30 protein-coding genes are annotated in these 21848 nt (G+C 64.8%); 12 read left to right on the top strand and 18 right to left on the bottom strand.

From position 1 onward, the window contains the following. Window positions 1-122 precede the first annotated feature (122 nt). Window positions 123-830, bottom strand: coding sequence for a hypothetical protein (locus tag IU452_RS34305; RefSeq protein ID WP_195113410.1), 708 nt, complete (start codon window positions 828-830; stop codon window positions 123-125). A gap of 86 nt (window positions 831-916) precedes the next feature. On the opposite strand from IU452_RS34305, the gene IU452_RS34310 reads away from it, so the two are divergent. The 4 genes from IU452_RS34310 (at window position 917) to IU452_RS34325 (ending at window position 3152) form a co-directional block, all read left to right on the top strand. Continuing rightward, complete coding sequence (locus tag IU452_RS34310) at window positions 917-1165, top strand: hypothetical protein (protein ID WP_195113411.1); 249 nt, start codon at window positions 917-919, stop codon at window positions 1163-1165. 107 nt (window positions 1166-1272) lie between these two features. After that, entirely contained in the window at window positions 1273-1563 is a 291-nt protein-coding gene (locus tag IU452_RS34315) for a hypothetical protein (RefSeq protein ID WP_195113412.1), read from the top strand. Further along, window positions 1563-2774, top strand: coding sequence for an amidase domain-containing protein (locus tag IU452_RS34320; RefSeq protein WP_195113413.1), 1212 nt, complete (start codon window positions 1563-1565; stop codon window positions 2772-2774). Before IU452_RS34315 ends, IU452_RS34320 begins: the two co-directional genes overlap by 1 nt. Before the next feature lie 24 nt (window positions 2775-2798). Further along, window positions 2799-3152, top strand: coding sequence for a hypothetical protein (locus IU452_RS34325; protein WP_195113414.1), 354 nt, complete (start codon window positions 2799-2801; stop codon window positions 3150-3152). A gap of 398 nt (window positions 3153-3550) precedes the next feature. Here the strand turns inward: IU452_RS34325 and IU452_RS34330 are convergent, their stop codons facing one another. Then, window positions 3551-4495: a hypothetical protein gene (locus IU452_RS34330; RefSeq protein WP_195113415.1), complete on the bottom strand. Its 945-nt coding sequence runs from the start codon at window positions 4493-4495 to the stop codon at window positions 3551-3553. Between the two features lie 417 nt (window positions 4496-4912). Here IU452_RS34330 and IU452_RS34335 point away from each other — a divergent pair, with 417 nt between their 5' ends. From IU452_RS34335 to IU452_RS34355, 5 genes are all read left to right on the top strand, one after another. Beyond that, entirely contained in the window at window positions 4913-5422 is a 510-nt protein-coding gene (locus IU452_RS34335) for a hypothetical protein (RefSeq protein WP_195113416.1), read from the top strand. A gap of 4 nt (window positions 5423-5426) precedes the next feature. After that, window positions 5427-5645 (top strand): hypothetical protein, encoded by a 219-nt coding sequence (locus IU452_RS34340; protein WP_195113417.1) that lies wholly within the window; start codon window positions 5427-5429, stop codon window positions 5643-5645. 348 nt (window positions 5646-5993) lie between these two features. Further along, window positions 5994-6419: a hypothetical protein gene (locus tag IU452_RS34345; protein ID WP_195113418.1), complete on the top strand. Its 426-nt coding sequence runs from the start codon at window positions 5994-5996 to the stop codon at window positions 6417-6419. A 92-nt stretch (window positions 6420-6511) separates the two neighbouring features. Continuing rightward, window positions 6512-7318 (top strand): hypothetical protein, encoded by an 807-nt coding sequence (locus IU452_RS34350; RefSeq protein ID WP_195113419.1) that lies wholly within the window; start codon window positions 6512-6514, stop codon window positions 7316-7318. Beyond that, window positions 7315-7881 (top strand): hypothetical protein, encoded by a 567-nt coding sequence (locus IU452_RS34355; RefSeq protein ID WP_195113420.1) that lies wholly within the window; start codon window positions 7315-7317, stop codon window positions 7879-7881. The genes IU452_RS34350 and IU452_RS34355 overlap by 4 nt, the downstream gene beginning before the upstream one ends. Before the next feature lie 172 nt (window positions 7882-8053). Here IU452_RS34355 and IU452_RS34360 read toward each other — a convergent pair whose 3' ends face one another. The 9 genes from IU452_RS34360 to IU452_RS34400 all read right to left on the bottom strand — a co-directional run bounded on the left by IU452_RS34360 (window position 8054) and on the right by IU452_RS34400 (window position 13308). Next, window positions 8054-8530 carry a hypothetical protein gene (locus tag IU452_RS34360; protein ID WP_195113421.1) on the bottom strand — a complete coding sequence of 159 codons (477 nt, stop codon included), beginning with the start codon at window positions 8528-8530 and terminating at the stop codon, window positions 8054-8056. 94 nt (window positions 8531-8624) lie between these two features. Beyond that, a complete protein-coding gene (locus IU452_RS34365) occupies window positions 8625-8876 on the bottom strand; it encodes a hypothetical protein (protein ID WP_195113422.1) in 252 nt (83 codons plus the stop codon). 121 nt (window positions 8877-8997) lie between these two features. Beyond that, window positions 8998-9405 (bottom strand): hypothetical protein, encoded by a 408-nt coding sequence (locus tag IU452_RS34370; RefSeq protein ID WP_195113423.1) that lies wholly within the window; start codon window positions 9403-9405, stop codon window positions 8998-9000. 426 nt (window positions 9406-9831) lie between these two features. Continuing rightward, a complete protein-coding gene (locus IU452_RS34375) occupies window positions 9832-10278 on the bottom strand; it encodes a hypothetical protein (RefSeq protein WP_195113424.1) in 447 nt (148 codons plus the stop codon). 214 nt (window positions 10279-10492) lie between these two features. Continuing rightward, the gene (locus tag IU452_RS39360; protein ID WP_324192994.1) at window positions 10493-11053 is read right to left on the bottom strand and encodes a thermonuclease family protein; all 561 of its coding nucleotides are present in this window, start codon (window positions 11051-11053) and stop codon (window positions 10493-10495) included. A 71-nt stretch (window positions 11054-11124) separates the two neighbouring features. Further along, a complete protein-coding gene (locus IU452_RS34385) occupies window positions 11125-11721 on the bottom strand; it encodes an ASCH domain-containing protein (RefSeq protein WP_195113425.1) in 597 nt (198 codons plus the stop codon). Beyond that, the gene (locus tag IU452_RS34390; RefSeq protein ID WP_195113426.1) at window positions 11718-12074 is read right to left on the bottom strand and encodes a hypothetical protein; all 357 of its coding nucleotides are present in this window, start codon (window positions 12072-12074) and stop codon (window positions 11718-11720) included. The genes IU452_RS34385 and IU452_RS34390 overlap by 4 nt, the downstream gene beginning before the upstream one ends. A 125-nt stretch (window positions 12075-12199) precedes the next feature. Further along, window positions 12200-12685 (bottom strand): hypothetical protein, encoded by a 486-nt coding sequence (locus tag IU452_RS34395; protein ID WP_195113427.1) that lies wholly within the window; start codon window positions 12683-12685, stop codon window positions 12200-12202. Window positions 12686-13104: 419 nt separating this feature from the next. Further along, window positions 13105-13308, bottom strand: a complete 204-nt coding sequence (locus tag IU452_RS34400) for a hypothetical protein (RefSeq protein WP_195113517.1) — start codon at window positions 13306-13308, stop codon at window positions 13105-13107. Window positions 13309-13557: 249 nt separating this feature from the next. On the opposite strand from IU452_RS34400, the gene IU452_RS34405 reads away from it, so the two are divergent. Beyond that, window positions 13558-13881 (top strand): putative quinol monooxygenase, encoded by a 324-nt coding sequence (locus IU452_RS34405; RefSeq protein ID WP_195113428.1) that lies wholly within the window; start codon window positions 13558-13560, stop codon window positions 13879-13881. After that, on the top strand, window positions 13868-15067 hold the full coding sequence (locus IU452_RS34410; protein ID WP_195113429.1) for a helix-turn-helix domain-containing protein: 1200 nt from the start codon (window positions 13868-13870) through the stop codon (window positions 15065-15067). The genes IU452_RS34405 and IU452_RS34410 overlap by 14 nt, the downstream gene beginning before the upstream one ends. Before the next feature lie 59 nt (window positions 15068-15126). Here the strand turns inward: IU452_RS34410 and IU452_RS34415 are convergent, their stop codons facing one another. The 4 genes from IU452_RS34415 to IU452_RS34430 form a co-directional block, all read right to left on the bottom strand. Next, the gene (locus tag IU452_RS34415) at window positions 15127-16080 is read right to left on the bottom strand and encodes a helix-turn-helix domain-containing protein (RefSeq protein ID WP_195113430.1); all 954 of its coding nucleotides are present in this window, start codon (window positions 16078-16080) and stop codon (window positions 15127-15129) included. A 7-nt stretch (window positions 16081-16087) separates the two neighbouring features. Next, window positions 16088-16330, bottom strand: coding sequence for a hypothetical protein (locus IU452_RS34420; protein ID WP_195113431.1), 243 nt, complete (start codon window positions 16328-16330; stop codon window positions 16088-16090). A gap of 662 nt (window positions 16331-16992) precedes the next feature. Continuing rightward, window positions 16993-17187, bottom strand: coding sequence for a hypothetical protein (locus tag IU452_RS34425; protein WP_195113432.1), 195 nt, complete (start codon window positions 17185-17187; stop codon window positions 16993-16995). Then, a complete protein-coding gene (locus IU452_RS34430) occupies window positions 17184-17582 on the bottom strand; it encodes a hypothetical protein (protein ID WP_195113433.1) in 399 nt (132 codons plus the stop codon). The genes IU452_RS34425 and IU452_RS34430 overlap by 4 nt, the downstream gene beginning before the upstream one ends. A 77-nt stretch (window positions 17583-17659) precedes the next feature. On the opposite strand from IU452_RS34430, the gene IU452_RS34435 reads away from it, so the two are divergent. Continuing rightward, the gene (locus IU452_RS34435) at window positions 17660-18034 is read left to right on the top strand and encodes a hypothetical protein (RefSeq protein WP_195113434.1); all 375 of its coding nucleotides are present in this window, start codon (window positions 17660-17662) and stop codon (window positions 18032-18034) included. 201 nt (window positions 18035-18235) lie between these two features. Here the strand turns inward: IU452_RS34435 and IU452_RS34440 are convergent, their stop codons facing one another. From IU452_RS34440 to IU452_RS34450, 3 genes are all read right to left on the bottom strand, one after another. Continuing rightward, window positions 18236-20383 carry a TerD family protein gene (locus tag IU452_RS34440; RefSeq protein WP_228819250.1) on the bottom strand — a complete coding sequence of 716 codons (2148 nt, stop codon included), beginning with the start codon at window positions 20381-20383 and terminating at the stop codon, window positions 18236-18238. A gap of 233 nt (window positions 20384-20616) precedes the next feature. Then, on the bottom strand, window positions 20617-21054 hold the full coding sequence (locus IU452_RS34445; RefSeq protein WP_195113435.1) for a hypothetical protein: 438 nt from the start codon (window positions 21052-21054) through the stop codon (window positions 20617-20619). Further along, entirely contained in the window at window positions 21051-21656 is a 606-nt protein-coding gene (locus IU452_RS34450) for a hypothetical protein (RefSeq protein ID WP_195113436.1), read from the bottom strand. Before IU452_RS34450 ends, IU452_RS34445 begins: the two co-directional genes overlap by 4 nt. Window positions 21657-21848 lie beyond the last annotated feature (192 nt).

A 21848-nucleotide genomic window follows, 5' to 3' on the forward strand; every position in this document is an offset into this window, starting at 1 on the left:
CACTGAAAATGCCGACGTCGCGGCCGCTTTCGGGCGTTGAGAGTGCCCACGAACCATCGGCCCGAATCGGGCACGTTGGCGGCGGCACAACCATACTCGGGCCGCCGTCCTGGCTCGAGGATCTACATCTCGTCGTCGTAGGGGCTACGCGGGAGCCAGGTGTCGGCCGGGCCGGTACCTTTCTCCAGCCACTTGTGGTACTCGGCGGTTTCGCCCGCTTCCAGCCGCTCATAGCGGGCGCTGACGGTGCTGTGGTGCACCAGCAGGTCACGGCCGATCTCGCGCCAGCTCAACAGCGGACGGCCTCCGTGGTCGGCCCGCGCCGCCCTCAGCAGCTCGTCTTCCAAGGCCGCGAGGGCGGTGCGCAGGCGGCGCACATCGCGCATCGCGTCCCGCACGAAACCGCGGTCGCTCAGCTTGTCTCGGGAGTCGTCCACGCGGACGGCCTCGATCACTTCGATAGCGGTATCGGCCCAGTTCGCCACGTCCCAAGCTGGAGTCCCTGCTGCGGTGGCCCACTGGAGGGTCTTGGTGGTGCGGCCATCGTCCCAATCGGCCACGTTCACAGGCTCCAGGTGCGCGCTGCCCTCCAGGACGTGGCGGCCTTCACGAGCCGGCAGAAGACCACCGTACAAACGCTTGTATTCCACGAAGATCAACCCCAAGTGTCGGATCAGTCCTACAGCAATAGCGTAGGACTGATCCGACTCTAAACAAGGGGCGGCGACACCGGGAAGCGGGGCTACCGTCTGCGGCACCTTGCCGACAAGCATGACACCAGTCCGACGAAAGCCGTTGGCCCAAACGTGAATCCGGTCGGCATTGGCCACGCCTTTTCATCGGCATTTTCGGCGTCGCCCAACACCCGGGTCGCTAGGGTGACTTCATCGGTTCTGCCTGGGAAGGGAGATCGCGGGTGACATCGGTAGCCATGGTCCTCGTCCCGGTCGCGATGCTCGGGGCGGCAAGTGGAATCATGTTGCTGCGCAACGGCCGAACTGTCATCGGCCGCCTACTCCTATTGTTGCTGTGCCTACCGCCGACATTCCTTCTCGCCGATGCGGCGACCTCCGGCCAGTGGTTCGCGGCCGTCCTCGCGGCCCTTGGGTTCGGTCTCACCACGGTGGCGTGGGTCCGCATCCCGAAGGGTGTTTCTCCCGGCTGAACAGGGCTCGCTTCTCATCAGGTTCGTCAAGGATGCGTCTGGCTGGTTAGGCTAACTGGCCGTTAGTGGGGGTAGGAGGGAGATGCACCATGGCACCGGAACCGCAGTTGAAGGTCGACCCGGTGTTGCTGCGGACGATGGTGACGCAGCTCGACACGGAAGCGGATGAACTGCGGCGTACTAAGGCCGATCCGGGGGTCGACGAAGTTGCAGTATCGGTCTCCGGCTCAGCGGTCGCGACCGCCTGCGCGGGCGGAACTCTGCGGGTCGCGACGGCGCTCGCGGTGCTGATATCGCGGATCGACCACATCGGGTCGACCGCACGGGGCAGTGCCGATTCGTACGAGGTGACCGACCAAGCTTTCGCGGATGCCTTGAACGCCATGGGAGACATGTGATGGCGGTGCCGACTCGTGAACAGATTGCCGGCTGGGATCCAGCCAAACTCGGAACCGCCGCCGCTCAATACGCCACGATGGCCAGCACCATTCGCACAGTCCTCGACAACGTATCCCGCATCATCCACAAGCCGGGAGACAGCGGGGAATGGGTAGGCGCGGCCTGCGATGCCGCAGAGAGCCGTGCGGCCAGTGAGGTCGCCGAGGGAAGAAAGCTGGCCGCCGCTATCGATGACCTGAACACTGCCCTAGCAGGTGGATCGGCCGCGATCGGCGATCTGGTGCGATCGATGCTGAACACCGCTCAGTGGGCCGAGAACGACAAGTTCGCCGTCTCCAACGATTGGAAGGTCACCGACACCGTGACCAACACGACCGACTCGGACACGAGAGCGAACGATATGGCCAATTGGCAGGCGTCGCTCGACAGTCTGGGCGCGTCGTTGGAACGTGCGATCGACGAGTCGGCGACCAAGATTCGCAATGCCCTGAACGCCATCGACGAGGCGGCACCGTTGTCCTCGGCTCGGATGCCTGCCGGATTCCAACTAGAACTCGCCGGTCTCAGCCCCTCTCGGCAGCGGGCCGTCGATTATGCCGAGGACTTTTGGAAGAACTACAACCCGAACTTTCCTTCGTACTCGGACAAGGGCTCGGATTGCGCGAATTTCGTGTCCCAGGTCCTGGCCGCCGGTGGGTTTCAGCAAAAGCTGACGAGGGACCACCTCAACGATCCGAACGACGACGACCCGAATGCGTGGTTTTCGCAGCCTGACGAAAACCTCGTCACCGACGACTGGGAAGCCTCGCGGACATGGACGTACGCTCCAGAGCTGTACCGGTTCCTGACCGAGGGCGGGGCCGGCGACGGGACACCCACGGGGACCGCGGCAGACACCAGCCTGTGGCAGTCGCCGACCGCCACGATGGATCCCAACGGACTGTCCAACAGCGGACTGCGCCCGGGCGATGCCGTGTTCTACGAAAAGGAGACCGGTGACGGACGAGTGATCTCCCATGCCGCGGTCTACGTCGGAAAAGACTGGATCACGACCCCCGACGGAACCCGCGTCTGGGGTGATGTCGTCAATATGCACACCTCGAACAGATACCACGAGCCCTGGTACCTACCGAGATACGGCGAGGACGCGGGAAACTTCCCAATCAAATACCGGCCAGTCAAGATCGATTATCCTGACGACCAGAATTAGGACGGGGTGCTGACAATGTTCACTATGAAGCGGTTGGTGCCTCTCTCGATCGGAATCGTGGGCGTGGTGATCGCGGCGTGGTTCTTTTACACGTCGTGGAAGTTCGATGGAGTGACCTGGCTGTGGTCACCCCCGGACGCGGTGAAGACCAAGGGACATCGGTTTCAGATGATCGAAGGACCAATTCAATCCCTGGGAGGAGATGACTGCGTCCGAATCGACTCGATACCAATTTCCGGGAAACCGATTTGCCTGTTCAAGGGCGACGTAGCGAGAGAGAATTCCCAGCGCTATGTAGCGATCGAATGGGGACCCGACGAGTACTACAAGTACACCGATAGCGGTCCGACGGATTTTTGGCGTCCTACTACGTGGTGAAAACTGCTGCCCCTGCACCAGCCTTCGTCGCGTCCGCTGCTCACTGCCCATGGGGCGTTGCCTGATCCACCGCAGCATCCGCCGAACCGCCGCAACATCGGCGCCAGTAAGGTCGACCACCTCGTCGACGGAATACGGTTCGCACCGATCCGGCAAATCCATGATCGAACGAAACAGGTCGAGATCGCCCAACTCCCGTGCAACTACCTCGAGGTCAGGCAGAATCCGCTCGAACGGCGCGGCCGCCAGCGTGTCTGGCCTGCGCATCGCCACCTCGAGCCGAGCCACACCCGGGCTGGTGCAGGACCGGCTCCCGACACGTGTTCCAGCACAGCCCACTGTTCCAGGCAGGCTAATCGAGCTACGGCGCGCCATTCGCCGGGATTCCGGGCAGCTTCTCAGAATGTGGCATTGCCTTGTGGGTCGAGGTCGATCAGCAACGTGCCGGGTGACACCGGAAACTGCACTGGCACGACCGTCTTGCCGGTGAGTCGTTTGGATCCAGTATCTGACGACATCGGGGCCCTGCGGACTATCTGGTTATCTGCCGATATCGGCGCGCTGCCGATTATCTGGTCTGCCCGCACCTCGAAGTCGCCGCCGGAGTGCTCGAGCATCACCACGTAGCCGTCCGGGCCACCGCCTCGTTCATCCCACCACTGGGCATGCAGGACATACGCCATGCGGTCGTCGCGTAGTTGTACCCGACTGCCCGGGGCATAGCCGCCGGTGGTGGTCACCAGGATGGCATCGAGGATGTCGCACGCCCCGAAGTAGGGGAAGCCGTAGCGGGTCGGCTCACCATAGACACCGACACCGGGGCGCCACGTCATGGCCTGGTGATACCAGCCGGACAATTGTTGGCGTGTCTGCCAGCCGGGGCCCGACTGCTCGTCCAGGACCTCGACGTGCGCACGAAGCTGGTGCTGCCAGACACTGTGCGGCTCCTGGGCGAGGAAGCATCGCACCGCGCGGTCGAGCGGCGCGAACACCGCGTCAATGGTCTCGAGGTCGCCGACGGCAACGGCGCGTTCGGACACCACCGGACGCAATTCAGGCCGAGACTTCAGCACCAGGCTGTACAGCAGGTGCAAGAAGGTGGCCCGGCCGGGTGGGACGTCGTTGAACATGAGTCGGCCGCGGACGCTGCGCTGCGGGAATCGCGCATGCAGGTACAGGCCCCGGCTACGGATATCGGCCGCCCAGCGTGCGCGCCGTGCCACCACCATATCGACACGGACCGACGGATCAGTGGCGGTCTCGCGCAGGGCGGTGGTGAACTTCTGCCCCGACCGCGCGGCAGCACGCGCCCTCTTCGCTGCGGTGGATTGCTTCTTGGGCATGATGTGCTCTCTTCCTCGGCTGGTCCCACACCCCGGCCGGCAAGACGTGCACCGACATGCGGACAGGATCGATCTTCACGGGCCCCTGGAGACCTTGGCCGTCGTCGACCTCGCGGTGTGGGCGCGGGTCTCAGCGGGCGGCGTACGTGGCTTGCCGACCCCCACACCCTATAGGCAGACACCGACACCGGGTCGGGTCATCGCACGCGAACTCGCCGAGCTCCACTTGATCAAGCTAACTGTCACCAGCGATGCAGCTCCTGCCTCTCCCACCTTTCCCAATCCTGTGTTGTGTCAGCGTGTTACAGTCCTGTCAGACCAACATTCGTGTGGCCTAGGTGGCGCGCTCTGTGAGCGCGAGGATCTCAACAACAGCAACACCGCATGCTTCGTGTTCGCTCCCGAAGGAGACTCCTCATGCCCACCGATCCAGTGATCGCGTTAACCAAGACCCTGTCTGACGGCCGGACAGCGGTTGTCACCGTCACTCCCACCATCACCAAGGTGCACGTGGACGGCACAGAGTACGGCAGCCACATGGGCCCGCACCACGCATTCGTGCGGCGACCCGGAATTCCGGACAACATCGTCGCCGCGATCGGCCGTGTTCTGTTGACCGCCGACGAAGCCGCCCAGGTTCAAGCCGTGTGGGACCAGGCCCAAGCGCAGCGCCCCCGCGATCTCCGCGGCGAACGAGCCGCGCTCGCACACCAACTCCGCTGCGCCGAACAGGAATGGTCGGCCGCGCACAACCGGCGCATGGACGAAGGCGACTGGCCCGACCCGTTCCACGACGACGCGGCGAACGAACGAGCGATCACCGCCGCCCGCGACGCACTCACCGCCTTCGACGCCGAACACCCCGAGATCGCTGCACAACTGGCAGCCGACCGCGACGCCGCGATCGCCCGGCGCATGTGGGACTGACACCATGAGTACCCCGCTGCTCCCTGTCGCCGAGCACGGTCGAGACGTCGCGCCTGGGCTATGCTGGCACGTCGATGACGCCCAGGAAGCGGCCGAGAAGGCCGCCCGCGAGTGGGACGAGGCGATGTGGGCCCGCCTGCCGTCGAAGACGTGGTTGTGGATCGACCCTGCTGCGGTCACCGTCCGCACCGGCGCTCTCCATTCGAGACCGTTCATTTGTTGAGTTGAAACGTTCATCCCGGCAGCGTGATTCGCGCGGAAATACTGACGGCGTCGTGAATTGAAGTGCCGCGAGTCCCACCGCCGCCGTTGGTCTGCGGGGCAACAACGCTGCCGCTTGATCACGGAGCCCTGTCGGTGGACAGCGCCGGACGCTAATATGGGTTCGCCGTCCCGCTCCCCGCGCATGCGGGGATGAGTCGTTTGAGTTTCCAGCGACAGTCCGGTTGCTCCCCGCGTGTGCGGGGCATTCTCCCCATCCTCATGGGGGCCATACACCGGCGTATCCGTACGCCTGCGATATCGCATCGAGAGTGCCGTCCTTCTCTCAACAGCCGAGGTGAGGAACCTATTGAGCCGCAACAACATCCATGCACACGACGGCCCTGACTCGTCACACAGCCAGGTCAGCCCGAATACCCGATACCACAACCAGAACGCACGCGACGCCGCCGCGCGCGCCGCCCATGCGTCGGTGTCGAAGCAGTGGCGAAGGCAACTCGCCGCTGCGGCGTTCCACCGGCGCGATCAAGCGAAGTTGTTGACGATGATCCGCAGTGGCACCACCTTGACCGCGGCCGCCGCCGAACTCGGGCTCAGTCATCAAGCCGTTTACGGGCGCGCGAACTGGGACACGCGATTTGGGAACCGTCTCGAGCGAGTGCTCGCCGCAACCTGTCCGGCTGGGTCTCGTTGCGGCACTCCAGCAGGTGCCCGGTTCCATGGCGGGCACTGTCGCGCATGCCGCAACGCCAAGCGTCAGACCGGCATGAGTTGATCACCCCCGGTCCGCCGATGGCGCTGTGTCATAAGAGCTTCCCGCCAACCGAGGCTTGTAAAGCCGTTTACAGAAACCGTAAACTGCTTTACATGACCGAGGTTGTGTTCACCGCGAACTATGTGACCCAGGTGGAGCTAGCGAAGGCATACCGCCGCCTCGGCCACACCTGCCCCACACCCGCATGGAGCGCCACATTGCTGATCAGCAAGGGGTTGTCGATGGCGTGGGGTTGCCCAGTCCTCCCACCGGAGGAACTGCGGGACGAGGAGTACCCGGCACGCCACGACTGGTATGTCATCGCCGACGCAGGCGAGCTGGATTGGCCGCCATTGAAACCCGAGGAGCAGATCTGGCCGGCGCTGCTCGAGAAGCATCCGGTACCCACCGGGAAACAGGCCGAATTCGCCGCTCGGGCGATGGGCAAAGCCAGTGTCGAAGAGGCCCACCGTGAACAGTTGCGGCACCATTACCTCGGGAACGCGTACATCGGCGGCGCAAAACGCAACCCGACGGATGTGAACTTCGACCCGATCGTGCGGGATTGGGACGCCACCGCCCGCGCACTGGCCGATTTCCTCGACGCCCACCGACCTCCCAAACTGACCAGCGAGCAGCGGGTCATGGCGCAAGGGGTACGCCTGGCACAACTCGAGGCGGCCGTGGCGGCCACCAAAATGAGCTTGGGTCACCTCATGCGCAACGCTGCGCGCGAGACCCGTGTAAGCGGTGACAAGCTGCGGCGGGGATTCAAATCCGACATGTCTCGTTGGGGCGGAGTGTCACGCCCCACCGTGGATGCCTGGCTCGCAGCCGGTGGGTGCTGCGAGGGCGCCGTCCCCGGCAGCGACACCACCGAATCGAGACACACCCCCGACGTCGAGGAACAGATCCGATGAACACTGTGACCGTCACGACCGACAGCGGCAAAACCACCGTCCAAGCCCCGTACCACCCGAACTGGCCGTCCAAGGCACGGGCACTCGGTGGCGAATGGTCGGGCTCGGCCTGGGTCTTCGACAGTCGCGACGAAGATCGGGTGCGGCAACTCGCGCGTGCGGTCTACGGCACCGATGGGACGACCGACCCGGCCGGCACGGTCACCGTGCGAATCGAGGTGCTCGACGTACGTGGTGAACGTGGCGGTAAACCCGCCACGCTGTGGCAATTCGGCCACAAGATCGCCACCCGCTTCGGCCGCGACGAGGAGCCGCGCCTCGGAAACGGCGTGGTCCTGGTCACCGGAGGATTCAAGCGCTCAGCCGGATCCCACAACTACATCGAGCTCGGTCCCCTGCCAAACACGTATGTCGAGGTTCGTGACGTGCCCAGGACCGTCGCCCTCGACCACGAACTCCACATAGTCGACGAAGCCGATGATCTGGACCGGGAAGCCCTGCGCGCCGAGCAGCAACGCCTCGTGGCCCGACTAGCCGAGATCGACGCCATCCTCGGCGACTGACCCAACCAGCTCCGCTGATCTCCTTGTCGGTCCGGTTCCCGCAGGCATCGGGCGGCGACCTACGCCATTCGCGCGCTTTTACTGACGGACGACCCGAGAACGCAAGCCAGCGAGCCAAATTCGCCCGGGGTCTAGGATTGAAGACAGCTTCTGAAGGGCTGAGGTAAAAGCACTACGTTCTCTTGATCGGACCGCTGGCCAGCCCGGCGATGGCGCCGCGGCCGACGGCCTGCATCCAGGCAGCGTTGTCGCCGTGGTTGGGGTTCGTTTCTGGAACTGGCCAAATCGGTCGCCAGCGAGGTACGCCGTCGACCACTACCACCTGGTCGAGGTGCTCTTCCTCGGTCGCGCCCGCGCCAGCGGGCCAGTGTTCCAGCAGCACCGGCACGTCGCCGTTGCGATCGCCGAAGTCCTCGGCTACGGCAGCCCAGATATATTCAGCACTGTTGGTGACCGAGGCGCCGATACCACGTTCGGACACAATTACCAGATCGGCCCCGACGTCGCCGAAGGCCCGCAGGTGGGCGATTCCGAATCCGGCCGCGCAAGCCGACGGGTAACGCCAGTTCGGGATGTCCTCAATCCACCAATTCTCGTTCCTGGAAGGTAACGGCGGAAAGGTGTCTACGGGTGAAGGGTCTTGTTTCACAGGAATACTCCCTAATCCATTGCCGCTGTGGGCGTGGACGGTCACAGTGTTCATCGGATCTGTTCGGGATCGGTGTCCGGTGCTGTCGGCTGAATCAACCGAAGAACCTGCGGCCGTGGTGCAGCACGGCGGCGGCCAAGGCCGTCAGGCCGGCCGCCACGACGAGGAGTAGGGCGGTGGCTCCGTTCGGGGGGCGGTCGAGCGCGGCGGCGAGAATCAATACCGCCGCGCTTAATGCGCAGCAGGTCGCCGCGACGCGGTATCTGCGCGCGGCGGCACGCAAGATGAGTCCGCCGGCCAGCATCGAACCTGTCGCCGTGTAGGTCAGCAGTGTCGGCAGGTTCATGGTCTTCTGGTCCTCTTCCAGGTGTGCACGGCACGCGTTGTGGGAGTCCACGACAGGTACGCCCCGGTTCGAGGTGCGGTGATGGTGGACATCGGATCTCTCCGTTCTGTGGATGCGATGGCTACGACTTGTTCGTCGTCTTGCTGTTCGCGCTGGGCAGCATGAGCTTGGCGCGGTGGGCGCTGAGTGCCTGGTCAACGAGATCGCGGACTTCGCGCGGGAGTTGGGGGACGACGTTGTCGGTCGCCTGGACCTGATTCAAAGCGTCGATGAGCACGGCGCGTTCGTCGATCGCCAGGCGGGCCTGCTCGATCATCCCGGCGACGTGCGGGCCTCCAGGGGTTATGGACGCTGCCTTGTCGAGCTGTTCGGTCAGTCGAGCGATCTCTTTCTTCGCCGCGCCAAGTTCCCGTTTGAGCGCTGCCCGCTTCTTCTGATTGCCGAGGATCTCGACAACGACACCGCCGCCGCCGAACAGCAGGAACAGAAGGACGAGCATACCGATCGTGGCGATCGTGTCAGCGTTCACGACCAACCTCCCACAAGTCTCTGATTGATAGTCATCGGGATCCTCCGTTGCTCGACAAACTCGGCGCACTCGGCAATTCGGGTTGAGGATGATGTTCGGGCCCGACACCGGCGCCTGTTCGCTCCCCAGGTCCTGGCTGCGTGATCCGCGGCCATCGCCGCATTCCTTTGGCCGTCAGGCGATTCTGCGCGCTGCTTCGGCTGCGAAGCACCGGCCGCCGACATCGTCGAGGCGCTCCACCCGGCATCTCCTCGAGGTCTACCAGGACCCGTGCGTCATGTGGCCGTAGGCACGGCGGGCGCTCGTGCCGATAGATCGCCTCGGCGACTGCGTCGACGTCATCTCGAACCTGTACCGCCAGCGGGTCGACCCCGTGAGTGCGGCCGATGCGCTCGAACATCACCCTGTGAGTGACGAGTTCTTTGCTCACGGGTGCCCCGCCTCGGCAGTGACGGACCGGCCGCCGGCGGTGAGCTTGGCGAGATGCCGGTAAATCTTTCGGAATGCGGCGCGCTGGCGGGGATCTCTGGTGACGGAGTTGAAGTGCTCAACGGCTTCCTTCAGGGCGGCGATGTCTTCGGGGCCGCCAGTCACCTCGATGTCGGCGATCGTGCCGTCACATCCGCCGACCGCGGTCAGCGCGACAGACCCGCCGCACGATGCTCCCGTCGTGAGGGCCGCGTTGAGGTGTCCGACCCCGGTGAATCCGTCCGGGGCGAAGTCCAAGTGCACCCGGCCGTCGGTACCGTAGTCGAACACGACCTGCCGACCGTCGGCGACCCGGGCACTGAGCAGTGTTCGACCGGCTTCCTCGACTGTCCTGAAATGGTCAGGCTCCGGGATCACAGGTGTTCGCATTTTCGTAATGGGCATGGTGGTGAATCTCCTTGAGTGATTAGCCTTTTCGGTGCGTCAGGTCAGCTCGGGATCACGTCTTCCAACAGACCCGGGGTGCTGAGTTGGCGCCGATCCGCTCGGTGACTGCAAGCTGGGCATATCGAGCCTGCTGAGGTCTGTCAGGCAGGCCAGCGAGGACGACCGGGTGGCGGTTGTGCATGTGCGTCTCCTCGGAAACAGGTTGGATCAGCTACTTCGTGACGCCGTTGCACGTCGCCGGATTCCAGAGACCGAGCCGGTTGTCTCGTGCATACCTCTCGGCGGCGCGGAATTCGCGTTGATACTGGTATGGAGTCTGATAGGTGTACTCGTGGCCGAATCCTTGCGCGATCGCGGCGAGGTTGAACAGCGACCCGTCCACCCAGACATACGCCAGCAGCCGCCCATATTTGTCGGTGCTGTCCTGCGACGAATCGGCCTTCACCAGCACCTGCTTACCGGTCAGCACCTGCTTGGCATGGTTCGACGCCTCGACACCGAAACACTGCACTGGCTTGCGCGGATCCCGAGTTTCGGGGGTGTCCAGCCCCACCATCCGAATCTTCACCTGCTGGCCGCCCTTGCGGATCGACACCGTGTCCCCGTCGATCACCTGCGACACCGGAAACGGACCCTCGGCATCAGCCGGGACAGGGATCGGACTCGGCGCTCCAACAACCGACGACACCGCCCCGACACCCGGCACCTGACCACAGGCCGCAGCCAGCGGAACCGCCACCGCGACGCACACCACCGCCAACCCGTGGCTCACACCTCGCCGTCCTGGAAACTGTTGCACCACCAGGGACATCGGACCGCGCCTCCCTGAGTTCGAAACGGTGCTCATCGACCTTCCTCCAGTCCAAAATCGCGGAGCACCGCTTGCGAGACCCATTGCGAGACCTGGTCGATCACCGCGTCATGTGCGGTTGGCGGAATCCGGAACAGGCCGAGCTGTCCCCGGCCAGGGATCGCCTTGGGGAAGCGAACCGGGTCGGCGAACCGCCAGTGCCACATGTCCGCGCCGGAGCGGCCCCAGGGTGCGCAGCAGCCTGCTGCGGGATGGGCGTCGACCAGCCGCGCGACGCCCAGGTATCCGCTGGGACATGCCTGCGCGCGCAGATGCTCCTCGCCCACAGCGAGGGCGCGGGCCAGGTCGGCGCCGTCCGGATCCCATGCCTGACCTGCATGGATCACAATCAGACCGCGATGCCGAGTCGGACGGGGCCGGTTTTCTACGGTCTTGTGGCCGTCGACGATCAGCTGAGCCCAGGGGCGGCGGATACTCAGCGCGCGACCTCCGCCACGTTCCAGCTCGACACGGAGGGTGTCGGCAGTGGCGGCGGCGACCATCCGATGAAACGACGACGCGAGCGCCGGCTGTTGGCGGAGCTTGCGGCGCAGCACCTTTGCGACTACTGAGTCCATCATCACGCTCACCTCCGTGTGCTGGTCTTTCGGTTGGTGCAGAGACGCGCGGACCCGCACACGATGACAACGGCCACGCGACCCGCGATGGTGGGCCCCTTGCCGGGCGAGGCGGCGACGCCGCCGATTCTGGTCACGAGTGCCCTACCCCTCTCACAGCCCCAGCGCCAGGACGCGCGCCAGCCGAGCACGAACCCGGCCGCGAACCCCGCCGCCACGGTGGCCGCCACCGCACCGACCACGACGTTCGCGGTGACAGCGCGCCTTGGCTCCTCCGGACGGGGTGGGATGTACGGGACGTAGCCATACGAGCGAGGCGGCGGGCCGTCGAAACGCGGATAGGTGACGCCGGTAGTGGTGTTCACAGTGAATCCCCTGGCAAGTAGTGGTTAGTTCGGTTGCGTCGCGGCTATCAGAATGCGGATGGGTACCGACAGTGCCGACTGCGAAGTCCCCGCGGGGCCGCCAGGCGCGGTGGCCGGGACGATGCTTACGGGGCGGCGCCAGCGGTGATCAGATCCGCCTCGTACTTCGCGGTATATATGCGACCGTCCAGCCACTTGCTGACGACCGTGCGGTCGATGGTGACGTCCGCACGGATCGCCGGTGCGAGTGCATCCTCCAATTGCAGGAGCCGGTCGCGCAGATAGGCCGACACATCGCACACCTGCTGCAGGCGCGCAACGTAGGCGGCGTCGACGAGCAGCAGCGTCCTGCACACCACATCGGCCACGTGACCGACCAGTGCCGCCGCGGTCTCGTCCGCGATCACAGTGAGCGCCGGATCCGCACTGCCCCCGGACGTTTCGGCGCAACGATGCGCAGGCTGGGATTCGGCGCTGATTTCCGGAGAGAACTCATCGGCCCCGACCGTTGCCGGGGTTTCGATCGGAGAGGCGGCCATCTGACGCCCGGGTCGTTCAGCGACATGACGGCCGGCACGCGAGGATGCCGCAGCAGCCGCGGTGTGGAACATGATGTTCTCCTTGGCCGAGCCAGCGGCTTCGTCTGTGGGCAATGCCACTGGGACACGGCTTGTTGGCTCGGAGCGAAAGGTCGAGGTGGTTAATCTCGCCAATGGTTGACACACGTCACGATACTGCTTTTCGCATTATTTCTCAACGAGTTGCCCTTGTGACTCCAGGAGACCTCGCGCCCGTGGTAGGCGAAGATTCCCGACTCGAATGGCCGCGTGTCCCGCAGCCCTGGTGCGGTACGGGCTGCGGGACACGCGTGACAACGCGGTTGGTCAGACCGCGGATCGGTGGACATCTGTGGAGATGAATTCACCGAGTGTGGTGTCGACCAGACCGGCGAGCGCAGCTTCGAGCCGGTCATGCTGTCGCGCAGGCGAAGTCCGGGAACTGGCTGGGCGCCAGGGGTGTTCGATGGGGTTCAGCTCCCGATGTGGGGGATGTCCGCAGGCACCATCCGATTCGCTTGGACGAGCACCCATTTGGCGTGCCGCTTGGCCGGGCAGCTGGTGATCGGATGCTCGATGTGCACCTGCATGACCGCGTGGGCGTCCTCGGGTGTCCATGATTCTCCAGGCGGTGGTGCCGAACACACCATCAGGGCGGGGTGGGCTTGCTCCAGCATCGGTAGTCCTCCTTTGGAAGTACGGAAGCGCTGGATGCGTCGGTGTGGCAGGGGACCCGTGAGGAGCGGAACCGGCCGGTGAGGTGCCTAGTAGTTCTGACATCTGTGGTCTCTGCCACGCTCACCGAGCATAGGACGTACTTTTGTACCTGTCTAGTACTTTTATATTAGTTTGGATGTATGGGCTGATCGTGTGCGAACCGTACGATCTGGCGAAGGCAGTGACGCGACCGCCGAAGGAGATTGCCGATGTACGCACTGGTTGTACGGTTCGAACTAAAGGACGGCGAGAGCGCCGAAGCGTTCGACCAACTGGTCGCACAGACTGTCCGCGGCATCCAGGAGAAGGAACCGGGCACCCTCGTCTACGCCACCCACCACGTCGACGGCGAACCTCTCGCACGCATCTTCTATGAGGTCTACCGCGACCGCGAGGCCTTCGACGCACACGAACGACAGCCCCACACGCTGCACTTCTTGTCGGAGCGGCACCGATACGTCGTCGACACCCGCGTCGAGTTCGTCACTCCCCGCGCCGACAGCAAGGGACTTCCAGTCGATGCCGGAAACTGACGACATCGAACTGGGTCGCAAGATCGCCCACTTCCGGACACGAAAAGGGTTGTCGCAGAGGGAACTCGCACCACTGATCAATCGGTCGGAGGCATGGCTGTCGCAGGTCGAACGTGGCGTTCGGAAAGTCCCGCGGCTCGACGTCCTCGAGCGGATCGCCGAAGTCCTGGACGTGCCGCTAGCAGAATTCGCACCGACTGCACCGGCTGTAGCGGCTGAAGAGGTGCCGCCGGACGCGATTCCGTTGCGGCTGCTGTTGAGTGCGAACTACGCGCTGCGCGCGCTGACCGGAAGTCGGGGACACGCGAACCTCGACTCCCTGGGACGCGATGCCGACCGCGCCTGGACGTTGACGCATGAGTCACGGTACGACGAACTCGTGCCGCTGTTGGAGAGGCTGTTGCCGCAATTGGAAGCGGCTGCGACGGTGGAGCAGAGTGGGCCAGAAGTCTACGCGATCTTGGCACGCAGCTACCACGCCTGCGCTGCTGCATTGGCGAAAATGCAACAGTTCGATGCAGCGTGGGTGGCTGCCGACCGTGCCATCTCCAACGCGGGGCGTGCGAGGGACCCCCTGCTCATGGGCGAAGGCGCGTTCCGCCTGACGCTCGTGTTCCAAGGTGCGCAACAACTCGATCAAGCCGACCACACTGCATCCACAGCGAGAACCGCACTCGAAGGGCTCGTCACCGAAGGCGTTCCGGAAGCATTGAGTGTCTACGGGGCACTGACATTGCAGCAAGCCATCATCGCCGCCCGAACCGACCGTGCCTCCGACGCACGGCGACATCTCGACGACGCGCAAGCCGTCGCCACACGACTCGGTGGAGATCGCAACGACTACCACACCGAGTTCGGCCCGACGAACGTCCAACTGCATAACGTCGCCGTCGCGGTCGAACTCGGCGACGCCGGCGAGGCCATCCGGATTGCCGGCGCGATTGACGCCTCGACTCTGTCCGCTGAACGGCGCGGCAGACTGCTGATCGATGTAGCACGCGCCTGGGCACAGCGGCGAAACGTTGCACAGGCGCTGTCGGCACTGGAAGAGGCCGAAAGGCTTACCCCCGAACAGGTTCGCCACCACCGCCTGGCGCATGCCTGCATCCGTGACCTGCTCCGCATCGGGCGCCAGCCGCCACCGGGATTGGCCGAGCTAGCGGGCCGCGCTGGCATCGAAACGTAGGCCGCACCGTGCATCGACGGAGCTCCGATCAAACGCGATGCGCCTCTTCGTCTCGCGCCTCACGCTGGTCGCCGTTTCACGATCGCGGTCCGCGGCTTTGCCTGGAAGTGTTCGAGGATCGCGGTGAGTATCTCGGTGACACTGGTCTCCGGTAATGCGGTGATGACCCTGCTGGCGTCGGCCGGTTTCATGCCCGTCAGCAGCGCGATCAGCTCCTTCGGCCTGTTCGCCGCGAGACTTGTGATCGTCGGGTCGTCCGTGTTGGGGGCCCGGGTCTGAGCGGGCTGTTCCCGATCGCGGGCCGCGGGCCGCAGCGACTGCATGCGGTGGAATTCGGCGCGATTCCACGCCTGCACCCATTCGTGTTCCGATTTCCAGGATCGGTCCATTTCCTTGACGCCATGGAGGGTGTTCGAGCGGATCAGCAGCACGACCAGCAGCTTGCGGAACACGACGAGCTTCGGTCGCCGTTTGCCGTTGAAGATCTCCGACAATGTCGTCGCCGAGGAGGATACCTGCGGGCCCGGGGCCGTCTCCACGTCCATCAACAGAGCGCGAAGCGGCGGGTTGCCGACCGCGGCTCGGAACCGCCGCAGTTCGAACGCCAACTCGTCGAAGGTGTCCACAAACTCAGGGCGCGGCCGCCAGTCGTCGTATCCGGACAGGTCCGGGCTGTCCGGCTCGAACTCCGGCTCCACGACCCATCCCTGCGGAGTAGGGACCAGATCCGCCGCCTTACCCGCGAGCCGCAGGCGCGTGTCCTGCCAGTAGTCGTGCCACTGCTCGATCTCCTCCTCGCCGGCGCCGCAGGCGCGGAGCAGCGCCGCCGCGGATTCCCAGGTCGGGAACCTCTTTCCGCTGAGCGCGGCGGCCAGGGTGGAGTGCGAGTAGTTGACCCTGCTGGCCAACTGCCGGTAGGTCAGCGTGGAGTCCTTCTCGACCCTTGCACGCAGCCGGCGCGCGAAGTTTCCGATCGGTCCGGGGTCCTCGATCGGATTTCGTTTCCTCCCCACCGCCGGATCAGCTGCGCTGCGGCATGGCCGCAGGTGCTGGCTGGATCGACGTCCCGATGACGCACAGCCAGCGCAGCGCGACAATAGCGGCCGCGCTGGCACCGACCGGGATCGATAGTGCGACCATAGGAGCGACGTCGTGGGAGATCAGCACTCCCGCGACGATGATGAACATCGCGAACACGAAGACGTAGCTGACGAACCACCATCCGGGCAGGCAGCTCTTCGCCGAGGACACACGGGACCCCACGTAAATCACCCGCAATCTATACTTTTCGGACTTTTGGACTGAACGGTCATGTTGTTGCGGATCCGAGGTAGGCGCCTCGGCGGGCATCCGCAGCCACACGGCAACTCATAGTGCCCTGTTGTTGCCGCCGGTGAACATAGTGTGTTGTAACCAGATTGTCCGAAGCTTGGCCCGGTCTTTTTCCGCCGATTGTGCGGTTGTGGGATACGCCGTGGACAATGCGTCCGGAACACGCTGGCCACAGCATCGGGGTTTCGTTCTGTCCCGTTTTGTTCGACGGTGAACTCGGTTACCGATTATTTATCAATAGGGTCTGGTCCCCGAGGCCGCGAGGCAGCATCCTTACAGCTGTCACCTTGCGGAGAAGCGCGAGCGCGACACGAGGACGGGCACCGTTGGACTGAACGTGTCCCTGTTTCCGTGGGGTATCTGTAGGCGCAGATACCCCACACCTCGCACAATGTGGAAACCCAAGCCGCCGGCAAGTCCTTACGGCGATGCTCGCTCCGCAAGATGGGAATCGGTGACATCTCACCAATTTTCCAGTCCGGCGGGGATGATCGGCGGGATGCCGCGGTCGTCCAGCAAATCGATCGGCTGTCCAGCAAACTCGCCTCGATGAGAGGCTGTCATCGTTTGCTACTCATCGCATCGATCATTGGTCAGTCCGGCGATCGCAGCGCGGCCGACGCGCCCACGTCGGCGGGCCAATGTTCCAGCAGCACCAGCACATCACCGTTCCGGTCGCCGAAGTCCTCAACCACGGCAGCCCAGAAGTATTTGGTGGCATCGATCTCGGCATTTCGTGCCCCGCGGCGTTCCCGGCTGCGGCACCCGCGGCGGGCGCCCACACTCATTTCCCGGCCCCGGTGGCTGACTGCTGGGGAGTCGATAAGGCGTCTTCCGGACTGTGGACGTCGATGTCACCTTCCGGGGTGATCGTGACAACGCCGCCGTATAGCTGCGAGTAGATGAGGATGGCGCGTGCCAGCTTGGACGCGACGGTCGCAGCGGCAGCCTCGGTCTTGAACTGCGCCACAACACGTTTGGTCGGCTGGAACCAGGCGGTGCACGTCTTGTCGTTCCAGTGCCAGTCGCCGATCGGTCCGGCCAGGGTGACGACCACCTGGACGTCATGAGGCTTGCGGGAGCGAGAGGGAGCGGCGGAGGCGATGACCTGGGTGCCGATCTCCACGATCCGATCCGAGCGCAGCCAGTCGTTGTCTACTGTCGGGATCCACAGTTCGGGCATTCGGCCATTCTTCATTGAGTGCAGCCCCGTACATAAACGTTCCCAGACGATGCCGCACGCTCCTATCGTGTCCTGGCATGGCGACCGCAACCATCACCATGAACGACGCCCTGTTCGCGCAAGTGCAGCAGGCGGCCGGGGCAGACCTCTCGGCATGGGTCGAGAAAGCCTGCTGGTCCCGGCTGTTCACCGAGACCGCGCGTGCCCAGGCCGCATGGGAGCGCACCCACCCGGCCGAGGCCGCCGAGCAGCGAGCCGCGGAAGCTGCCCACTACCTGGAGATCGAGGCCGAGCGGGAAGCCCAATACCTGGCCGAGGAAGCCCGGTCGCAGCGCGGCGGCGACGGGGACGGACCGACTGCCGAGGAGCGGGCCGCGGCCGAGCGGCGTGCCCGGGAGCTTTTCGAGCGGGCCGACCGACGGCTACGGGAACGGGAAGAGGGCGAGCAGTGAGCCAACTACGGTAGCCGTCGGCGACAGACTTTGTCGGACAAGGGTTTTATCGTGGTTGACGGGACCTACGGCACGACGCTGTTTGTGCGTAGCAGGAAGACTAATCCGGGCCAACGGCGGTGAGGAAAGCGGGAACGCTGAAGCATCAGAAGTGGTTAGAAGGAAGCGTCCTCATGGCCTCACCGGCGACGAGTATACCCGTCAGCTGGGGATCAGTTCACCGAGGTTTACGGGCGTGATGACCACCGATCCGTCGGGCAGCTCGCCGGGATCTTCGAGCCCGATATAGGTGACGGGCTGCTCCCCGGCCGGGCTGCCGATTTCGGCATCCATCAGGTCCGCGAGATAACCGATCGTGAGATACCGGTGGTCCAGGAGGGAACGCACCAGCTCGGTGGCGGTGGCCCGATTGTTCTCGACCCGGTTGAAGTTCGGATGCCCGGACAGGTGCAGGTGCAGCCACACTGCCCGCCAACGCCGATCGGTGGGGCGGACAAACGCCATTGGCAATGCGACCCGCCCGGCGCCACGCAGTTCGGACTTCATACGCACGGTCCGCGGCTCGAACGGCGTGCCCTCCTGGTCCGATTCGCGGAGCATGAACCCGAAGAACGACTCCGCGACCTCGTCGAACCCTTCTCCCGAGTAGATGTTCACCTGCGGGATCACGATGTCGGCGGCGATCTTCGACAGGTCGAGGTCGATGAATTCCGACGCCCCGTGCGGGGCCTCGGTGATGTCTCCGGAGTGTCGGCCACCGGCAGCGGTGAGGCTGGTGTACGACAGCCAGATCGGCATCTGGAATGCGTCGTCGAGCATCAGCGCCGACAGGTCGAAGTCGGTGCGGTGTTCCCGCTGCCGCCAGTACACGAAGAACCGCAGCAGCTGCCCCTCCACGGTCGACACCGACCCGCGGGGCAACGCACCGAACCCGCCAGCGACAGCCTTGCCGGTCAGCGGCAGCGCCACATCCAGCATGCCGGAATCGATCACCCACCGTGAAGGAGTCGTCGCCAGCCGACGGCGGATCTCGTCGTCCAGCGCGGCCTTCAACTGGTCGAGGATGACGTCCGGGATCGGTGCCCGGGTGTCGTCGGTGATGTGGCCGCGGGCGAGCTGGTTGACGAACACCCGGCGCGTCGCGCCGCCGCGGTTGTCGAGGTGTTCGCGCAGCGACAGCAGCACCCGCCCCGAGACGCTGGCGGCATTGGCCGCGATGATGTCGACGATCGTGCCCTGGTCGTCGCGTGTCGCGCTGTGGCGGAGCAGCCTGTCCGCCGCCCGGAACAACTGGCCCGGCGCCGACTGCAAAAGCTTGGCGGCGTCGACCGTCCGGCGGCCGTTGACCAGTTCCTCGACCCTGCCGGCGAACGACTGGGCATGCTGCTGGCCGCGAGCGACCGCGAAAACCTGTGCCGCATGCGGATACTGCGGATACTCGTGCGGATGCAACCGCTCCCCCAGCCGCTTCCACTGCTCCCGATACTGGCTCACATCACCGAGCACAGCCGGATTGCCGCGAACCACCCCGTCCAGGCCGGACAGCAGCGCACGACGGAGGCGGCGGCCGAGCGCCCGGAACCGGGTCGGCTGCGCCAGGGTCACGTCACCGCCGCAGAGCACGCAGGCCAGCCGCAGCACGTCGGTCACCGTGCCCAGCAGCGCGGGTGCGCCCATCGTCACGCGCACCTGGTTGATCAGCGCACGATTCTCCCGGACCGGGATCTCGGTGGGCTGATCCTCGTCGAACGCGCACGCACGCGCCAGCAGCAACAGTGCCTCGCGGTCGTCGTCATTGCCCGGCGTCGTCGCGGCGGCCATCGCACGGTAGAGGCGCGACGCCTCGACTCCGAGCGTGTCGCCGGCATGCAGCACCGTCACCCGGTCGCCGGCACCAGCGATGAATCCCGCGTGCGCGGCGAGCATTTCGGTGTAGCTGTGCTGGTAGCGGCCGTACTTCGGCAGGCTCAGCAGATTCAGCGACCCCAGCAGCACATCGCCGCCGATCTGAGCCGCCGCCAACGGATCCGCCAGCGCCTCCAGCACGCACTCGGTCCAGAACTCGACGGTGTCGGGCACATTGCGCGGGAAGTCACGGAAATACACGTTGTGCTGGACGTGATCGCCGACCATGCGCCGCACGATCGCCAGCACCCGCACCGCGGTGTCGATCACCGTGCCCTCCGACAGCGTCGACAGATGCGTGAACAACGAATCGGACAGCTTGAACCCGACCGACATCAGCGCCGCATCGAACTGACGCGCGGCGACCGCACCCGCGCCCGGAGTCCCTTCGGGCGCGGGGAGTCGCAGCGTCCGGCGGATCACCAAGTCCTCGATGTCGGTCACGATGCCTGCTCCTCGTTCAGATCGATAGGTGCCATGGTCGCCGCTGACGAGCCGCGCTCGCCAGCGATATTCGGTCGGGATGCCGGGATCCGATCCGTGGAAGTACCCCCGCGCCAGCCCGTTCCAGCTCCAAGTTTCGGTGGACAAGATGGTCAATCTCGCCTACATGCTCGACACATGACACGATACTGCGTTTCGCATTATTTCTCAACTGCTTGGAGGTGCAGCTCTCGTCACTTCTTCCGGACAAGCCGGTTCAGGACGCTGGCCCGTGTGACGCCGCCGTCCGGGTGCCGATCGAGGGTGCCTCGGTGTACCAGCTGGGCGATGGTGCCGCGGGTGACGCCGAGCATCGCGGCGGCGACGTGATGGGTGACTGCTTCGCTGTCCTCGCGTCCCACCGAACGGGCGACGAGACGGCCGACGGGTGTGCGCCACCACTCGGGTTCCGGGTCGGCATCCCAGGCAACGCCCGCGAGATCGTTCACAGTTTGCGCGGCCAATTGGTCATCGTCGTCCTGCGTCAGTTGCGCGGCAAGCATGGGAACCGTCTTGTCGAGCCTCTGGCGAGCCAGGTCGGCCAGGTCCAGCCACCCCAACGCTTCCAAGGCGCCGACGACCCGTTCGTCCAGCGAGTCGTAGATCTGCTGTTCCACCTCGGCGCTGCTCACTTAGTCTCTCCCCCGGTCAATTCGGCGACGCCGACGGTGACGCAGTCACCGTCGTACCGGGCCAGGGGCGGGTAGTTCCACGCCATCCAGACATCGCCTTCGCGGCAGACACCGGGCTCGACGTCGCTGCCTGTCTCCACCTCGGCGGGATCGGCGCCAGCCTCGAGGGCGTCCAGGGCCTCGCGCAGTTGTACTCGTAGGGCACGGCGGATGATCTCGATCCGGCGCGCAACGTCATCGTTCACTGCTTGGTCCAGGTCGTCGATCAGCCGCCGAAGCACGCGCTGCACCTCTTCGTGGTCTTCTTCGTCGGGGTCCAGGTCGAATTCGTGGCTGGTTGCTTCGGGGGCATTCCATTCGCCGCAACCGTGCTGATGGGAATAGCCGCCTTGGATGGCGCCGGTTCGTTCATCGATCCAATCGACCGGTCCAGGACGGTCGAGGTTCAGCGGTTGGTCGCAACCGTCACACGTGCAGTGACTCATCCGGGTCAACTCCACGACAGCCGTATCCAGCTGGGTCACCGTGATGTGGACTCCGACGTCTTCCCGATTGCCGAGCATCTCCTCCACAGTCCCGCGGAGAACAGCAACAGTTGTCATGCAAAAGATGATGACAGCAGGACTGGAGTGGTGTCAACAGTGTTTGCATGACACCAGTGGCGCGGGTAGTGCACGAAGCGGATGCTTGTTGACATCGCGCCGGCGCAGGCTCCATCGGGACGGTTAAGACCTGCGCTTGAAATACATGCACGCATGGAGAACGGCGTCTTTGCCGTGTGCGAATGAAGTACG

The sequence above is a fragment of the Nocardia transvalensis genome (genome assembly GCF_015477765.1).
Taxonomy (GTDB): Bacteria; Actinomycetota; Actinomycetes; order Mycobacteriales; family Mycobacteriaceae; genus Nocardia; species Nocardia transvalensis_A.

Excerpts from the sequence above, each read along its gene's own strand:
- IU452_RS34320 (WP_195113413.1), top strand. The coding sequence starts at position 1,563 with ATGGCGGTGCCGACTCGTGAACAGATTGCCGGCTGGGATCCAGCCAAA.
- IU452_RS34325 (WP_195113414.1), top strand. The coding sequence starts at position 2,799 with ATGAAGCGGTTGGTGCCTCTCTCGATCGGAATCGTGGGCGTGGTGATC.
- IU452_RS34330 (WP_195113415.1), bottom strand. The coding sequence starts at position 4,495 with ATGCCCAAGAAGCAATCCACCGCAGCGAAGAGGGCGCGTGCTGCCGCG.
- IU452_RS34335 (WP_195113416.1), top strand. The coding sequence starts at position 4,913 with ATGCCCACCGATCCAGTGATCGCGTTAACCAAGACCCTGTCTGACGGC.
- IU452_RS34340 (WP_195113417.1), top strand. The coding sequence starts at position 5,427 with ATGAGTACCCCGCTGCTCCCTGTCGCCGAGCACGGTCGAGACGTCGCG.
- IU452_RS34350 (WP_195113419.1), top strand. The coding sequence starts at position 6,512 with ATGACCGAGGTTGTGTTCACCGCGAACTATGTGACCCAGGTGGAGCTA.
- IU452_RS34355 (WP_195113420.1), top strand. The coding sequence starts at position 7,315 with ATGAACACTGTGACCGTCACGACCGACAGCGGCAAAACCACCGTCCAA.
- IU452_RS34365 (WP_195113422.1), bottom strand. The coding sequence starts at position 8,876 with ATGAACCTGCCGACACTGCTGACCTACACGGCGACAGGTTCGATGCTG.
- IU452_RS34375 (WP_195113424.1), bottom strand. The coding sequence starts at position 10,278 with ATGCCCATTACGAAAATGCGAACACCTGTGATCCCGGAGCCTGACCAT.
- IU452_RS34395 (WP_195113427.1), bottom strand. The coding sequence starts at position 12,685 with ATGTTCCACACCGCGGCTGCTGCGGCATCCTCGCGTGCCGGCCGTCAT.
- IU452_RS34400 (WP_195113517.1), bottom strand. The coding sequence starts at position 13,308 with ATGCTGGAGCAAGCCCACCCCGCCCTGATGGTGTGTTCGGCACCACCG.
- IU452_RS34405 (WP_195113428.1), top strand. The coding sequence starts at position 13,558 with ATGTACGCACTGGTTGTACGGTTCGAACTAAAGGACGGCGAGAGCGCC.
- IU452_RS34410 (WP_195113429.1), top strand. The coding sequence starts at position 13,868 with ATGCCGGAAACTGACGACATCGAACTGGGTCGCAAGATCGCCCACTTC.
- IU452_RS34425 (WP_195113432.1), bottom strand. The coding sequence starts at position 17,187 with ATGAGTGTGGGCGCCCGCCGCGGGTGCCGCAGCCGGGAACGCCGCGGG.
- IU452_RS34430 (WP_195113433.1), bottom strand. The coding sequence starts at position 17,582 with ATGCCCGAACTGTGGATCCCGACAGTAGACAACGACTGGCTGCGCTCG.
- IU452_RS34435 (WP_195113434.1), top strand. The coding sequence starts at position 17,660 with ATGGCGACCGCAACCATCACCATGAACGACGCCCTGTTCGCGCAAGTG.
- IU452_RS34450 (WP_195113436.1), bottom strand. The coding sequence starts at position 21,656 with ATGACAACTGTTGCTGTTCTCCGCGGGACTGTGGAGGAGATGCTCGGC.